Source organism: Spirillospora sp. NPDC047418 (genome assembly GCF_040643275.1).
Lineage (GTDB): Bacteria > Actinomycetota > Actinomycetes > Streptosporangiales > Streptosporangiaceae > Spirillospora.
On the sequence record NZ_JBEYTW010000010.1, the window covers coordinates 104,135 to 118,713 of the forward strand.

Annotated in this window: 14 protein-coding genes and 1 riboswitch; of the genes, 5 read left to right on the forward strand and 9 right to left on the reverse strand. The window is 72.7% G+C overall.

Going from position 1 to position 14,579, the window contains the following annotated elements:
- Nucleotides 1–122 precede the first annotated feature (122 nt).
- Nucleotides 123–977, reverse strand: a complete 855-nt coding sequence (locus tag ABZ806_RS08915) for a bifunctional methylenetetrahydrofolate dehydrogenase/methenyltetrahydrofolate cyclohydrolase (protein WP_500216299.1) — start codon at nucleotides 975–977, stop codon at nucleotides 123–125.
- Nucleotides 978–1,061: 84 nt separating this feature from the next.
- Nucleotides 1,062–1,146: riboswitch (ZMP/ZTP riboswitch) on the reverse strand.
- 82 nt (nucleotides 1,147–1,228) lie between these two features.
- Between ABZ806_RS08915 and ABZ806_RS08920 the strand changes: the two genes are divergently transcribed.
- Nucleotides 1,229–1,822 carry a GNAT family N-acetyltransferase gene (locus ABZ806_RS08920; RefSeq protein ID WP_500216300.1) on the forward strand — a complete coding sequence of 198 codons (594 nt, stop codon included), beginning with the start codon at nucleotides 1,229–1,231 and terminating at the stop codon, nucleotides 1,820–1,822.
- 266 nt (nucleotides 1,823–2,088) lie between these two features.
- Here ABZ806_RS08920 and ABZ806_RS08925 read toward each other — a convergent pair whose 3' ends face one another.
- The 3 genes from ABZ806_RS08925 to purN all read right to left on the reverse strand — a co-directional run bounded on the left by ABZ806_RS08925 (nucleotide 2,089) and on the right by purN (nucleotide 4,835).
- Entirely contained in the window at nucleotides 2,089–2,265 is a 177-nt protein-coding gene (locus tag ABZ806_RS08925) for a hypothetical protein (RefSeq protein ID WP_500216301.1), read from the reverse strand.
- Between the two features lie 219 nt (nucleotides 2,266–2,484).
- Complete coding sequence (gene purH, locus ABZ806_RS08930) at nucleotides 2,485–4,050, reverse strand: bifunctional phosphoribosylaminoimidazolecarboxamide formyltransferase/IMP cyclohydrolase (protein WP_500216302.1); 1,566 nt, start codon at nucleotides 4,048–4,050, stop codon at nucleotides 2,485–2,487.
- A 131-nt stretch (nucleotides 4,051–4,181) separates the two neighbouring features.
- A complete protein-coding gene (gene purN / locus ABZ806_RS08935) occupies nucleotides 4,182–4,835 on the reverse strand; it encodes a phosphoribosylglycinamide formyltransferase (RefSeq protein WP_500216303.1) in 654 nt (217 codons plus the stop codon).
- Between the two features lie 107 nt (nucleotides 4,836–4,942).
- Here purN and ABZ806_RS08940 point away from each other — a divergent pair, with 107 nt between their 5' ends.
- Entirely contained in the window at nucleotides 4,943–5,431 is a 489-nt protein-coding gene (locus tag ABZ806_RS08940; RefSeq protein ID WP_500216304.1) for a hypothetical protein, read from the forward strand.
- Between the two features lie 20 nt (nucleotides 5,432–5,451).
- On the opposite strand, the gene ABZ806_RS08945 is transcribed toward ABZ806_RS08940, so the two are convergent.
- The 3 genes from ABZ806_RS08945 to sucC form a co-directional block, all read right to left on the reverse strand.
- A complete protein-coding gene (locus tag ABZ806_RS08945) occupies nucleotides 5,452–7,422 on the reverse strand; it encodes a cell division protein PerM (RefSeq protein ID WP_500216305.1) in 1,971 nt (656 codons plus the stop codon).
- A 169-nt stretch (nucleotides 7,423–7,591) separates the two neighbouring features.
- On the reverse strand, nucleotides 7,592–8,479 hold the full coding sequence (sucD, locus tag ABZ806_RS08950; RefSeq protein WP_500216306.1) for a succinate--CoA ligase subunit alpha: 888 nt from the start codon (nucleotides 8,477–8,479) through the stop codon (nucleotides 7,592–7,594).
- Between the two features lie 2 nt (nucleotides 8,480–8,481).
- Nucleotides 8,482–9,660 carry an ADP-forming succinate--CoA ligase subunit beta gene (gene sucC, locus ABZ806_RS08955; RefSeq protein ID WP_500216307.1) on the reverse strand — a complete coding sequence of 393 codons (1,179 nt, stop codon included), beginning with the start codon at nucleotides 9,658–9,660 and terminating at the stop codon, nucleotides 8,482–8,484.
- A 553-nt stretch (nucleotides 9,661–10,213) separates the two neighbouring features.
- Here sucC and ABZ806_RS08960 point away from each other — a divergent pair.
- Nucleotides 10,214–11,596, forward strand: coding sequence for a glycoside hydrolase family 15 protein (locus tag ABZ806_RS08960; protein WP_500216308.1), 1,383 nt, complete (start codon nucleotides 10,214–10,216; stop codon nucleotides 11,594–11,596).
- Between the two features lie 112 nt (nucleotides 11,597–11,708).
- Here the strand turns inward: ABZ806_RS08960 and ABZ806_RS08965 are convergent, their stop codons facing one another.
- A complete protein-coding gene (locus tag ABZ806_RS08965) occupies nucleotides 11,709–12,455 on the reverse strand; it encodes a TSUP family transporter (protein WP_500216354.1) in 747 nt (248 codons plus the stop codon).
- 330 nt (nucleotides 12,456–12,785) lie between these two features.
- On the reverse strand, nucleotides 12,786–13,328 hold the full coding sequence (locus ABZ806_RS08970; RefSeq protein WP_500216309.1) for a GNAT family N-acetyltransferase: 543 nt from the start codon (nucleotides 13,326–13,328) through the stop codon (nucleotides 12,786–12,788).
- Between the two features lie 49 nt (nucleotides 13,329–13,377).
- Between ABZ806_RS08970 and ABZ806_RS08975 the strand changes: the two genes are divergently transcribed.
- A complete protein-coding gene (locus ABZ806_RS08975) occupies nucleotides 13,378–13,977 on the forward strand; it encodes a TetR/AcrR family transcriptional regulator (protein WP_500216310.1) in 600 nt (199 codons plus the stop codon).
- Between the two features lie 44 nt (nucleotides 13,978–14,021).
- Nucleotides 14,022–14,516: a MaoC family dehydratase gene (locus tag ABZ806_RS08980; RefSeq protein ID WP_500216311.1), complete on the forward strand. Its 495-nt coding sequence runs from the start codon at nucleotides 14,022–14,024 to the stop codon at nucleotides 14,514–14,516.
- Nucleotides 14,517–14,579 lie beyond the last annotated feature (63 nt).

A 14,579-nucleotide genomic window follows, 5' to 3' on the forward strand; every position in this document is an offset into this window, starting at 1 on the left:
GTTCTACTCAGTGGCAGGCGCGCTTGTCGGGTGTCAGGTGTTCCTGTCGGTGGCAGACGCGCTTGCCCGTCGCCAGGCGTTCTGCCCGATGTAGGGCACTCTGCTCCGGCGTCGGGCGTGTTCTACTCGGCGGGCTTCTGTTCGGCGGCCTCGACGACGTTCGCCAGCAGCATGGCGCGGGTCATCGGGCCGACGCCGCCGGGGTTGGGCGCGACCCAGCCGGCGACCTCGCGGACGTCGGCGGCGACGTCGCCGGCGAGCTTGCCGTCCACCCGGGAGACGCCCACGTCGAGGACGGCGGCGCCCGGCTTGACCATGTCCGCGGTGATGAGGCCCGGGACGCCGGCGGCGGCCACGACGATGTCGGCGGCGCGGGTGTGCGCGGCCAGGTCGCGGGTCGCGGTGTGGCAGAGCGTGACGGTCGCGTTCTCGGTGCGGCGGGTCAGCAGCAGGCCGAGCGACCGCCCGACCGTGATGCCGCGGCCGACGACGGTGACCTCGGCGCCCTTGATCGGGACGTCGAAGCGGCGCAGCAGCTCGACGATGCCCTTGGGCGTGCAGGGCAGCGGGCCCGGCTGCATCAGGACGAGCCGGCCCAGGTTCGTCGGGTGCAGGCCGTCGGCGTCCTTGGACGGGTCGATGCGCTCCAGCACCCGCTGCTCGTCCAGACCCTTCGGCAGCGGCAACTGGACGATGTAGCCGGTGCAGGCGGGGTCGGCGTTCAGCTCGGCGACGACCTGCTCCACGTCGTCCTGGGTCGCGGTGGCGGGCAGGTCGCGGCGGATGCTCTCGATCCCGACCTCGGCGCAGTCGCGGTGCTTCATGTTGACGTAGGAGTGGCTGCCCGGATCGTCGCCGACCAGCACGGTGCCGAGCCCGACGGTCACGCCGCGGTCGCGGAGCGCCTCGACGCGCACCTTGAGGTTCGAGCGGATCTCGGCGGCCGTGGCCTTGCCGTCCAGAATCTGTGCCGTCATGCGTTCCTCCGCGTGGATCTGCCGGTTCTCGCCGGTTCTCGCCGGTTCTCGGACCGCCCCGCAGGACCGAGCCCGGCTCGAGGTCCCGTCCACCCAGGCGCGCGGTGTCCGGACTGTCGTTCGCTCCCCGGTGGTGATCCACCTTGCCGCGCCAGTCGCGTGAAAACCCATGGTAACGGGCGAGTGGCACCCGGAAATCGGGGCCGAGTGGCCCTGCCGGGGCCCGCCGGGCGCCTTCTAGCGTGGTCGGCATGAGCGACGCATGGTTCGAGCGGCCCGTCCTGACCGGGCGATATGTGCGGCTGGAGCCGCTGTCCCGCGAGCACGCCGCGGGCCTGTTCGAGGCGTCCAAGGACCCGGACGTCTGGACGTGGCTGAACGAGCCGCAGCCCGCGGCGGTCGGCGACATGGGCGTGCTCGTCGACAAGGCGCTGGCCGAGTGCGAGCGCCGCGCGCGCCTGCCGTGGGTGCAGATCGACGCGGCGACCGGCGAAGTGGCGGGGACGACGTCGTACTACGAGATCGCGCCGTCCCACCGCGGACTCTGCATCGGCAGCACCTGGCTCGGCGCCCGATGGCACCGGACGGGGGTCAACACCGAGGCGAAACTGCTCCTGATGGGACGGGCGTTCGACGACCTCGGCGCGATCAGGGTCGGCTGGCACACGCACGTCCGGAACACCAGGTCGCGGGCGGCGATCGAACGGCTCGGCGCCTCGTTCGAGGGCGTCCACCGCAAGCACCGGATCCGGCCGGACGGATCGATCCGCGACACCGCCGTCTACGGGATGACCGACGAGGAATGGCCCGCGGCCGCCGAAGCCTTGCAGGCCCGGTTGCGCTAGCTCGGTGGAAGGCTCGACCGACCCTCGCGGAGCGACTGCGTCGGCGGGACGGGCGGTGAGTCCTGCGAGCGGCCGCGCTAGTCATCCGCGCCGCTGCGCCAAGCTTCCGCGCGGCTGCGCCAATCCTCCAGCGGCTGCGCTAGTCCTCTGGGCGGCTGCGCCAACCTTCCGCGCGATTGCGCCAATCCTTCGCGTGGCCGCGGCTAGTCCTCGCGTGGCCGCGGCTAGTCCTCGAGTGGCCGCGGCTAGTCCTCGAGTGGCTGCGGCTAGTCCTCGGAGCGGCTGCGCCAGGCGAGGACGCGGTCGGTGCCGTGCCAGCCGAGTTGCGCGGCGAGCATGGCGGCCACGAACGCGGCGACCAGCCCGATCACCTGCCGGGAGTCCATCAGCAGGGAGTCGACCAGGTAGATCGATCTCAGCATGAGGGCCAGCAGCACGTCCATCGCGCCTCCATCACGGGATGCCCGCGCCGGAGTCAAGGGAGCGTCATGAGGGGCGCGGCTGCGCCGAGGCTACCCGCAGCCGCGAAGTGCAAAATCCGCAGCTGAACCCGGTGCGGCGGTGTCGCACGCCGCACCGGGTTCGCCGCGGGTCGGCGCAAGCCGATCGGTACGAACCGGTCAGTGCGGGCCGGTCAGTGCGGGCCGGTCAGTGCGGGCCGGCTAGTGGAAGAAGTGCCGGACGCCGGTGAAGTACAGGGTGATCCCGGCTTTCCGTGCCGCCTCGATCACCTTGTCGTCGTTGACGGACCCGCCGGGCTCGACGATCGCCTTCACGCCCGCCTCGGTCAGCACCTCGATGCCGTCCGGGAACGGGAAGAACGCGTCGGACGCGCCCACGGCGGACGCGGTGCGCTCGGCGCCGGCCCGCGCGACCGCGAGCTTGGCGGAGTCGACCCGGTTGACCTGGCCCATGCCGACGCCGACCGTCGCGCCGTCGGCGGCGAGCAGGATCGCGTTCGACTTCACCGACCGGATCGCCCGCCACGCGAACGCGAGGTCGCGGAGCGTGGCCTCGTCCACGGCCTCGCCGGTCTTCAGCTCCCAGGTGGACGGGTCGTCGCCGGACGCGTCCACGCGGTCGACGCCCTGCAGCAGCACGCCGCCGTCGATGCGGCGGTACTCGGTCGCGCCGGCCGGGGCGTCCGGGCAGACCAGCAGCCGGACGTTCTTGAACCGGTCCTTCAGGACGGTGACGGCCTCGTCGTCGAAGGACGGGGCGATCACGACCTCGGCGAAGCTCTCGGTGACCTGCCGGGCCATCGCGGCGGTCACCGGACGGTTCGCCGCGATCACGCCGCCGTAGGCCGACACCGGGTCGCAGGCGTGCGCCTTGCGGTGCGCCTCGGCGATGTCGGCGCCGACCGCGATGCCGCACGGGTTGGCGTGCTTGATGATCGCGACGCAGGGCTCGGTGAAGTCGTAGGCGGCGCGGCGTGCGGCGTCGGTGTCCACGTAGTTGTTGTAGGACATCTCCTTGCCGTACAGCTGCTCCGCGCCGGCCAGCCCGGTCTCGCCCGGCGAGCGGTACAGGGCGGCGCGCTGGTGCGGGTTCTCGCCGTATCGCAGGGTGTTCGAGCGCTCCCAGGTGGCGCCGAGGAAGTCGGGCCACCGCGTCTCGGCGGCGGTCTCGTCGGGGGCGTAGCCGCTCGCGAACCAGGAGGCCACGGCCACGTCGTAGGACGCGGTGTGCGCGAACGCCCGCGCGGCGAGGCGGCGCCGCTCCGCCAGGGTGAAACCGCCGGCCCGCACCGCGTCCAGGACCGTCCCGTAGGCGGACGGGTCCACGATGACGGACACGCTCATGTGGTTCTTCGCGGCGGCGCGCACCATCGTCGGGCCGCCGATGTCGATCTGCTCGACGCACTCGTCCGGCGTGGCGCCCGAGTCGACCGTGTCGGCGAACGGGTACAGGTTCGCGACCACCAGGTCGAACGGCTCGACGGCGAGGTCTTCGAGCTGCTGGAGGTGGTCCTCTTTGCGGCGGTCGGCGAGCAGGCCCGCGTGCACCTTGGGGTGCAGGGTCTTGACCCGTCCGTCCAGGCACTCGGGGAAGCCGGTGAGCTTCTCGACCTTCATCACCGGGACCCCGGCGGCGGAGATCCGGCCGGCCGTCGACCCGGTCGAGACGATCTCCACCCCGGCCTCGTGCAGGCCGCGGGCCAGCTCCTCCAGCCCGGTCTTGTCGTACACGCTGATCAGCGCACGCTTAATCGCCACCCGACTCACCGGCCGAGCTCCCCTCATGGTCGTCGGAAATTTCCTGGTCGTCGACGTTGCAGCCGTCGAAGTTGCAGTCGTCGGCGGTTCCGGTCGTCCGAAGTCCCCGGCCGTCGGCACTTCCCATCCGTCGACAGTTCCTAGCCGTCGGCAGTTTCACTGTCGGACGCGTCGCCGCAGGTCGCGCACTTCAGCGAGACCCGTCTGCCGCGCGTCGTCCAGCCGTCGCGGGCGAGCCGTCCGACGACGTCGACGAGGAGCCGGCGCTCCACCTGCTTGATCCGCTCATGCAGGGAGTCTTCGTCGTCATGCCAGCCCACGGGAACGGTCTCCTGGGCGATGACGGGTCCGGTGTCCACACCTTCGTCGACGAAGTGAACGGTACAACCCGTGACCTTCACGCCGTACGCCAGGGCCTCCCGTACGGCGTGGGCGCCGGGGAACGCGGGCAGCAGCGCGGGATGGGTGTTGACCGTCCGGCCGCCGAACCGGGCCAGGAAGCGCGGGCCGAAGATCTTCATGAAGCCCGCGGAGACGACGAGGTCGGGTTCGTGCACCGCGACGGCCTCGGCGAGCGCCGCGTCCCAGTCGTCCCGGGACGGGAAATCAGGGATGCAGAGCGTGAAAGTGGGCAAACCCACACGTTCTGCGCGTTCAGTTCCCGCGATATCGGGGCGGTCCGCCCCCACAGCCACGACTTTCGCCCCGTAGGCTGGATCCGCGCACGCGTCGAGCAGCGCTTGTAGGTTGGTCCCCGCGCCGGAGACGAGGACGACGAGCCGGGCGGACACCATGACTCCCAGTTGGACGTTGACGGGGTGTGCGGCCGACACGAAGCCTATCGGGCCGGTTCGGCGCCGCCATCATCGCAGAGCACCCCACGGGCCAGGAGGAAACGAACGTGAGCGAGCAGCGGGACCGTGAGGTCCGTCCCGAGGACCGCCCGGACGGGCGGCCGGCGGGAGAGCCGCCCGCGGGGCAGACCGAGACGCGGCAGGCCGGCGTGCGGGCCCTGTGGCTCGGCGGCATCGCGCTGGTGACCGCGCTGTTCTTCTACCCGCTCGGCCTGGTCCTCGGCATCGCCGCCCTCGTCGTCGGGATCAAGGCCCGGCGCGCGGCCCGCGGAACGGGCGGGGCGGGCGGCATGCGGGCCGCCGTTCCGGGCGCCGTCCCCGGCATGGTGATGGGCGGTATCGGCCTGGCGATGTCGCTGGTGATGGTCGCGGGGGCGATCGTCCTGCGGACGGAGTTCAGCGGCTACTGGGACTGCGTCAACGCGTCCAACACCCACACCGACGAGCAGGCGTGCCGCGACGAGTACTACCCGAAGATCGAGGACAAGCTCGACCTGCCGCGCGGCTGGATGAACAAGTACGGCGACCTGCTCTAGCCGCCTCCCACCGACTCGGCCTAGTCGTCCTGGTCGGGCTCTTCGCGTAGGACGTAGATGGCGCCGCCGCGGTTCTCGGTGCGGCTCGGGTCCGCGCGCGGCGGCGGGACGGGCCTGCGCGACTCCCCGGGCTCGGGTTCGGGCTCCGGGTCGTCCACGATGTGGCCCTCGACGACGACCGTGCCTTCGCCGCTCGGCGGCGGCGGGGGCGGGGACGGCGGCGGGGTCGGGGGCGGTCGCCGCCGGCCGCGATCCTCGGCGGGCTGGCGCTCCTCGACGAGGTCGGGCAGCGGGTCGCTCCGGCGGCGGGGCCGCCGCGGGGCGAGGACGGGCTCGGCCTCCTCGAACTCCACCGGATCCGGCGCGTGCGGAGACCTCGATGCAGCCCTCGACGCAGCCCTCGGCGCGGCCGGTGGGGGCTGCGCGGCCGGCTCGTAGTCACCCGGGACGGGCGCCGACAGCGGCACCGTCGCGGGCCTCGGCGAGACGGTCCGCTTCGCCTTCTTCGCCTTCTTCGCCCTCTTCGGCCTGGTCTTCCCGGCCTCGGCGCGGGCCGGGCGCCGCAGCACCATGGAGTTCGCCACCCACGCCGCGATCGCCGCCGAGATCCCCACCTCCAGGGCCGCGAGCAGGCCCACCTGCCAGGCGGACGGGCCCACGGTCGCCATCCGCCCGCCGCCCAGCGGACCACCCGACAGCGCGCTGAGCAGGGCCGCCACGGCGCCGGTCAGCGCCCCGGACACGAACCCCCACAGCGGCGCGCCCTCCGCCACCGGGCTCGGCAGCGACCTGATCGTGAGGACGCCGCCGACCGCGCCCGCGACGAACGGGGCGGCCAGCGCGATCAGCGACAGCGCGGGCGCCGGGCCGGGCTGCGGCAGCGCGGCCAGCGGCGGGAACGCGGGGACGATGTCGAGGAACACCCCGGTCGGCGAGACGCTCGTCCCCGCGCCGACCGAGAATCCGGGGCCGACCGCGTAGGCCATCCCCCAGATCACGGCGTTCGGCAGGAAGGCGAGTTCCACCAGCAGCAGCAGGACGCCGCCGACGACGCCCGGCGCGAGCATGTCGTACAGGTCGTCGGCGCCCCCGATGTTCATCGCGAGCGCCACGCCCACGAGAACCGCACCGGACGCGAGCAGCACGCCGAGCGCGCCCGCCACCCCGATGACCAGCGAGCGGGGCCGCTCGGGCAGCAGCCGCAGCAGCGCGCCCAGCCCCGACCGGACCCGCCGCCCCTTCGCCTCCGCCGCGACCTGCGCGGCGACCACGGCGCGCGCGGCGCCGAGGCCGCCCGCGATCACCGCGACGAGGAAGCATCCGATGAGCGCCTGCCACGCCGACGGCCGCACCTCCTTCGAGGACGCCGCGAGCGCGAGCAGCGCGGCCAGCGCCGCGTACGGCGCGGCCAGCGCCGCCGCCACGTGGACGACCGCGATCCGGGGACGCTGCCGCAGCCCCGCCACCCGGATCATCCATCCGCCGCCCCGGTACAGCAGCACGCCGGGCAGGACGAGCACGCCGAGCGGCAGCAGCCCGACCCGTCCCTGCCCGTAGGAGAAGCCCGCGTGGTGGGACACGAGCCAGAAGTTCACGGCCGTCCTGAACACCCCGGACATGCCGTTGCCCATCGCGGTCTTCGGCGCCGCGATCCACCCGATGAGCGTGATCGTGGTGAGCACCGCGAGCCCGATCCCGACGCACCACAGCGCCGCGACCAGCCCGGTCACGTACAGCGGCCGCGCGGGCTGCGCCGCCGACCGCGCCCTGCCACCCTCCGCACGCACCCGCCCGACCACCTCCTGCGCCGGCCCAGCATCCTCGCCCGACGCCGCGCTCTTGCCCGACGCAGCGCCCTTCGCCGACGCGGCGCCCTTCACTGGCACCGCCGCCTTGCCCGACACCGCACCCTTGCCCGACACCGCGCTCTTGGCCGGGGCTGCGTCCGGCGGCTCACGTCGCGCACGCCGCCCGGGCGTCCTGTCGCTCACCGCTCCATGCTGGCACCACCCCCGCCTCCGGCGGCCCCGCCCGCCCGGCGTGTCGCCTTTGTCATCACCCACACCCGCACCGTCACCCCGCGCCGGTTTTCGGGTGGGACGCGAAAGACGCCCGGGCCGTGGGGCGGCTCGGGCGTCTTTTCGGGTGCTGCGCCGAAGGTCAGCGGTTCTTCATGATCTCGCGCATGAGGACGGCGGTCTCGCTCGGGGTCTTGCCGACGCGGACGCCGACCTTCTCCAGGGCCTCCTTCTTCGCCTGCGCGGTGCCGGCGGAGCCGGAGACGATCGCGCCCGCGTGGCCCATGGTCTTGCCCTCGGGGGCGGTGAACCCGGCGACGTAGCCGACGACCGGCTTGGTCACGTTCTTCTCGATGTAGGCGGCGGCGCGCTCCTCGGCGTCGCCCCCGATCTCACCGATCATCACGATGGCGTCGGTCTCCGGGTCGTCCTGGAACGCCTGGAGGGCGTCGATGTGGGTCGTCCCGATGACGGGGTCGCCGCCGATGCCGACGCAGGTGGTGAAGCCGATGTCGCGCAGCTCGTACATCATCTGGTAGGTCAGCGTGCCCGACTTCGACACGAGGCCGATGCGGCCCGGCGTGGTGATGTCGGCCGGGATGATGCCCGCGTTCGACTTGCCGGGGGACGCGATGCCGGGGCAGTTCGGCCCGATGATGCGGGTCTTGTTCCCGGCCTTCTCCGCGTACGCCCAGAAGTAGGCGGTGTCGTGCACCGGGACGCCCTCGGTGATGACCACGCAGAGCGGGATCCCGGCGTCGATCGCCTCGACGACGGCGTCCTTGGTGAACTTCGGCGGGACGAAGACGACGGACACGTCCGCGCCCGTCTGCTCCATGGCCTCCTTGACGGTGCCGAGCACCGGGAGGCTGGTGCCGTCGAAGTCGACGCTCTGCCCGGCCTTGCGGGCGTTCACGCCGCCGACGACCCGGGCGCCGGAGGCGAGCATGCGGCGGGAGTGCTTCATGCCCTCCGAACCGGTCATGCCCTGCACGATGATCTTGCTGTTCTCGGTGAGCCAGATGGCCATGCTCATGCACCTGCCGCTGCGAGTTCGGCGGCGCGCCTGGCCGCCTCGTCCATGGTGTCGACCTGCTGGACGCCGGGCAGCGCCGCGTCGTTGAGGATCTTGCGCCCGAGTTCGGCGTTGTTGCCGTCCAGCCGGACGACGAGCGGCCGGTCGACGGCCTCGCCGCGGTCGGCCAGCAGCTTGTAGGCCGAGACGACGCCGTTCGCGACCGCGTCGCAGGCGGTGATGCCGCCGAAGACGTTCACGAAGACCGACTTGACGGCCGCGTCGGACAGGACGATCTCCAGCCCGTTCGCCATCACCTCGGCGGACGCGCCGCCGCCGATGTCGAGGAAGTTCGCCGGCTTCTGCCCGTCGAACTGCTCGCCCGCGTAGGCCACGACGTCGAGGGTCGACATGACCAGGCCCGCGCCGTTGCCGATGATGCCGACGCTGCCGTCCAGCTTCACGTAGTTGAGGTCCTTGGCCTTGGCGGCGGCCTCGAGCGGGTCGGCGGCGGCCTTGTCCTCGAACTTCTCGTGGTCCTGGCGGAACCCGGCGTTGTCGTCCAGGGTGACCTTGCCGTCGAGGGCCTTCACCTGGCCGTCGGCGGTGAGGATCATCGGGTTCACCTCGACGAGCGAGGCGTCCTCGTCGGTGAACACGGCCCACAGCCGCTCGATCAGCTCGGCGGCGCCGTCCAGGGCCTCCTGGGGCAGGCGGCCCTGCTCGGCGATCTCGCGCGCCTTGGCCCGGTCCACGCCGTCCAGCGGCGAGAGCGGCACCAGCGCGAGCCGGTCGTGCGGCACCTCCTCGATCTCCACGCCGCCCTCGACGGAGCAGATGGACAGGAAGGTGCGGTTGGCGCGGTCGAGCAGGAAGGAGAAGTAGTACTCCTGCGCGATCGCGCTCCCCTCCTCGATCAGGACCTTGTGGACCGTGTGGCCCTTGATGTCCATGCCGAGGATCTGGCCGGCGAGCGTCTCCGCCTCGTCGGCCGTGTCGGCCAGCTTCACGCCGCCGGCCTTGCCGCGGCCGCCGGTCTTCACCTGGGCCTTGACCACGACCTTCTTGCTGCCCGCGGAGAAGAGCTCCTCCGCGATGGCGCGCGCTTCCTGGGGAGTACGGGCGACCTTGCCGGTAGGCACCGGTACCCCGTACTCGGCGAAGAGTTCCTTCGCCTGATGTTCGAACAGGTCCACGAGGGCGTCCTTAACGGATCGACAGCCAAAGACCACACGAGTCGGCGATCTACACGGGTTTCCGTGCGGCCGGCACTCTGCGGTCCGCTCCGTCGATGCAGCCTAGTCAACCCGTCTCCGTGGTGATGCCGCCGGGTCCATATGTCACGGAGTGTCCGTCCTTGCAGGCAACTGTCACCGGGCGGCAGGTGTCTCCTCCTGAGGGGTGGGCACGAGTGGCTCGTGAGGAGGATGAACCAATTGACTTAGTTTGATGTACTTATTTCGCTTCTGCGTGCAGGTGCACGGTGTGGGACGCACGGTGTTCGGACGCGCGGTGCGGGACGCAGGGTGCGGCAAAGGGGGCGGACGCATGGCGATGGCGGAGGAACGGGACCCGTGCGTCGCCGCTCCCGTCCGCGGGCGGCCCGCGGAGACCGGCCCGGCGCGGCCGGCAGGGGTGGCTGGGTCGGCAGGGGCGGCAGAAGCGGCGGGGTCGGCAGGGGCGGCACGGTCGGCAGGTGCGGCACGGTCCCCGCAGCCCGGACGGCGGCGCCCGCGCAGGCGGTCGGGCATGCGCAAGGTCCGCCGCACCACCGCCCTGCTGATGGTCGCCGCGCTGGTCGCCACCGGCGGCGCCACCGTGCCGGAACCGTCCAGCCCCGGCTGGGCGAGCCCCGGGCTCGTCGGCGGAGGCGGCTGGCCGTTCGCCGGCGTCCCGCTCTCCCCCGAGCAGGCCGAGGGGGCCTCCTACCTGCCGGACAGCTCGGTCATCCGGCTCGCGGACGGGAGCGTCCGGCTCGTCCCGTCCGGCGGTGACACGCCCATCACGGTGGACGCGTCCGACCCGCGCGTCGACACGGCCGTCCGGTCCGACAACGCGTGGCTGTCGCAGGGCACGGTCCCGACCGGCGGGATGGGCCAGACCTACCGCGACATGGCGGCCCGCGCGCTGCTCGACCTGCGGCTCCTCACCCGCCCGAACGGGGCATCGCTCGCCTCCTGGTACACCAAGTGGCGGTACTGCTGGCCGCGCGACTCCGCGTTCACCGTCGCCGCGTTCACCGTCACCGGCCACCCGTCGGAGGCCCGCCGCGTGCTGCGGTTCCTCGCCCGCACGCAGAGCGGCGACGGCATGTGGGCCGCGCGCTACAACGCCGACGGGACGGCGGTCGCCGACGGCCGCCCGCCCCAGCTCGACTCGCTCGGCTGGGTGCTGTGGGCGGCCTGGTTCTACCGCGTCCAGACCGGCCCGCCCGACGAGCTTCCCGACCTGTGGACGATGGTGGAGCGCGCCGCCGACCACCTGGCGCGCTCGCTGGACGCCGAGGGCCTGCCGCCCGCCTCGTCCGACTACTGGGAGCGCGACCCGCGCCGCGAGCAGGACCCCCGGCGCCCCACGCTCGGCGTCGTCGGGCCGGTGCTCGCGGGCCTGCGGTCGGCCGCCGACCTCGCCCGGCTGCGCGGCGACACCGCCAAGCAGGCCGAGTGGCAGCGTGCCGCGCAACGCGTCTCCGACGCCGTGGCCAGGCAGTTCGCCCCCTACGGCTACCCGCGCTCGCCGCTGCCCGGCGGGTTGATGGACACCTCGGTGACCTTCCTCGCCCCGCCGTTCGCCCCGGCCGACGCCGGGATCACCACCGCGATCCAGGACGCGGCCCGCAAGCAGACGCTGCCGAACGGCGGGGTGCTGCCGGGCGAGCGCTGGTCCGGTACCCCGGACGTCGCCTGGACACCGGAAACGGCCCTGTTCGGCCTGAACTCCGCCGCCTCCGGCCGCACGGACGAGGCGGTCGACCGGCTCAGCTGGCTCGCCGCGCACCGCACGTCCCTCGGCGTCCTCCCGGAGAAGGTCGGCCCGACCGGCAAGCCCGCCGGCCCCGCCCCCCTCGGCTGGACGGCGTCCCTGGTCCTACTCAGCCTGTCCGCACTGGAACACCCACTCCCCATCCCCTAACCGAACCCCCGGATGCGTTGATCTGCGGCGTGTTGTTGTTATGAGCGCGTCGAAAACAACAACACGCCGCAGGTCAACGTTGTGGTGAGCCGGCGAGGTTCGTGGACACGCGCTAGGCGAACTGCTCGTAGGCCAGTTTCGCTACGAGCGCGGTGACGACGCAGAGCAGGACGATCCGCACGAATCCGGCGCCGCGCCTGATCGCCATGCGGGCACCGAGCTGCGCGCCGACCGCGTTGGCGACGGCCATGCCCAGCCCGACCGCCCACAGCACGTGCCCCTGCGCCGCGAAGACGAGCAGCGCGCCCAGGTTGGTGCAGCCGTTGATGATCTTCGAGGTGGCGGACGCGTCCACGAAGTCCAGGCCGAGCAGCGCGGTGAACGCGAGGACCAGGAACGTCCCGGTGCCCGGCCCGACCAGCCCGTCGTAGAAGGCGATCGCGACGCCCGGGACGAGGACGGCGGCGGCGACCCGGCGGCGGGTCCGCAGCACCGTGCGCGGCGCCCGGCCGAGGTCCGGCCGGAACACCACGATCGCGGCGACGGCCAGCAGCACCACCATGATGACCGGTTTCAGCACGTCCGAGGAGATCGCCGACGCGCACAGCGCCCCGCCCGCCGCGCAGCAGACCGCGAGCGCGCCCGCCGGGACGGCGACGCGGACGTCCGGCTTGGCCTTGCGCGCGTAGGCGACCGCGGCCGAGGCGGTGCCCGCGATCGAGCCGAGCTTGTTGGTGGCGAGCGCCGCCGCGACCGGCTGCCCCGGGGTGACCAGCAGCAGCGCCGGCAACTGGATCAGCCCGCCCCCGCCCACCACCGCGTCGACCCAGCCGGCCGCGACGGCGGCGGCCAGCAGCATGAGCACCTGCTCGGCGTGCACGGAGACTCCGGAGGTCAGGAGTGAAGGGTGAGAGGAGTGAAGGGGTGAGAGAAGTGAGGGGGCAGAGGAATGAGGGGGCAGCGGAGTGAGAGGACGGAAGTGAAGGAGGCGGAAGTGAGGGGGCGGCCCGGAATAGGGGGGCCGGTGTGAAGGACGGGGTGAAGGGGACGGCTCGGAGTAAGGGGGCCAGGGTAAAGGGATCAGGGCGAAGGGGCCGGGGGGCCACGGCGGGTAAAAGGGCCGGGGGCGGGGGTGGGGGTAAGGAGTTAACTTCAGGTCATTGATGACTCTATCGGTGCTGCCGGGGCGTTAGGAGGGCCACTCGTCGGCGAGGACGGCCCAGACTTGGGTGTCTCGGCGTTCGCCGTCCAGTGTGAACGCCTGCCGCAGGACGCCTTCGCACGTCATGCCGAGCCGCTTCGCCACGGCGGCGCTCGCGGTGTTGCGGGGGTCGCAGAGCCATTCGACGCGGTGCATCCCGCGCACCCGGAAGGCCCAGTCGATCATGACGCGGACGGCCGAGGTGACCAGGCCGCGCCCCCGCGCCTCGGGGGCGAGCCAGACGCCCGCCTCGCAGACGCCCTGGGCCGCGTTGAACACCCGGAAGACCGTCCCGCCCTGGAGGACGCCGTCCACCCAGATGCCGTACATGCGGCCCGCGTCCTTGGCCTGCTTGTCGGCGTAGGACTGGAGCAGGGCGCGCGCCGACTCCACGTCCAGCACGGTCCGCGCCCAGGGGATGTACTCCTCGATGTCCTTGCGGACCCGCACGGCGTGCTCGGCGAACTCCGCCGCCTGCCAGGGCTCGAACGGACGCAGCTCAGCGCCGTCGCCGATCGTGCGAGCGAACATGAAGCCTCCCAAGGGTACATACCGAACGTTTGTTATGTACCCTACGGGAATGCCCGCCCGAGGTGACCACGACGCCCGCCGCCGGGACGTGTCCGAGGCCGTCTGGCGCGTTCTCGCCGAGCGCGGCTTCGGCGGGCTGACCCTGCGCGCCGTCGCGGCGGAGATGGACGCCTCCACCGGCCTGCTCACCCACTACTTCCCGAACAAGCGGGCCCTCGTCGCGCACGCCCTCGACGTGGCCGACGAACGCACCGGGAGCCGTCCCCTGCGCACCGCGCCGCCCGGTTTGCCCGCCCTGCGCGCCGCCCTCCTCGACGTGCTGTGCCTCACCCCCGCCGCGGCGGCCATGAACCGCGTGTGGGTGAGCTCCTGGGACGTCTCGCTCGCCGATCCCGTCCTCGCGTCCCGCCAGAAGGACCGCTACGACAACTGGCGCGGCCGCCTCCGCCCGCATGTGACGGCGGCCGTCGCACTCGGCGAACTGCCCGCTGCCGCCGACGTGGACGGCATCGTCGCGTCCGCCGCCGCGTTCGCGCACGGCCTGGTCGTCCACGCCCTCTTCGACCCGGACCGCTTCCCGCCCGACCGCCAGACCGCCATGCTGGACGGTTTCCTCGCGTCCCTGAACCCGGCCTCCCCGCCGGGGTGAGGAGGCAGGGTGAGGAGGCGGGACGGCGCTGCGATGCTGGTGCCATGACGATCAGTACGCGCGCCCTCGGGGCCGATTTCGCCGCCCCGGCCGACGACCGCTACTTCGAGGACTACACGGCCGGCGCCGTCTACGAGTACGGGCACATCACCGTGTCCGAAGCCGAGATCCTGGAGTTCGCCCGCCGGTTCGACCCGCAGCCCATCCACGTCGACCCGGAGTTCGCGGCGACCGGGCCGTTCAAGGGGATCATCGCGAGCGGGTGGCACACGGGCTCGATCATGATGCGGCTGTTCGCGGACCACTTCCTGTCGCGCGTCGCCAGCCTCGCCTCCCCCGGGCTGGACGAGTTGCGCTGGCCCGCGCCCGTCCGCCCCGGCGACGTCCTCCGGCTGCGCGTCACCGTCCTGGAGGCCCGCCCGTCCCGCTCCAAGCCCGACCGCGGCATCGTCCGCACCCGCGCCGAACTCCTCGACCAGGACGACCGGATCGTCCTGTCCACCCTCCCCGCCAACCTCCTGCGACGCCGCCCCACCTGACGGCTGTCCCAAGCCGCGCTCCGTCTACCGGCCCGCTGGGGTGCGTCCGGGGACGGGGCAGGG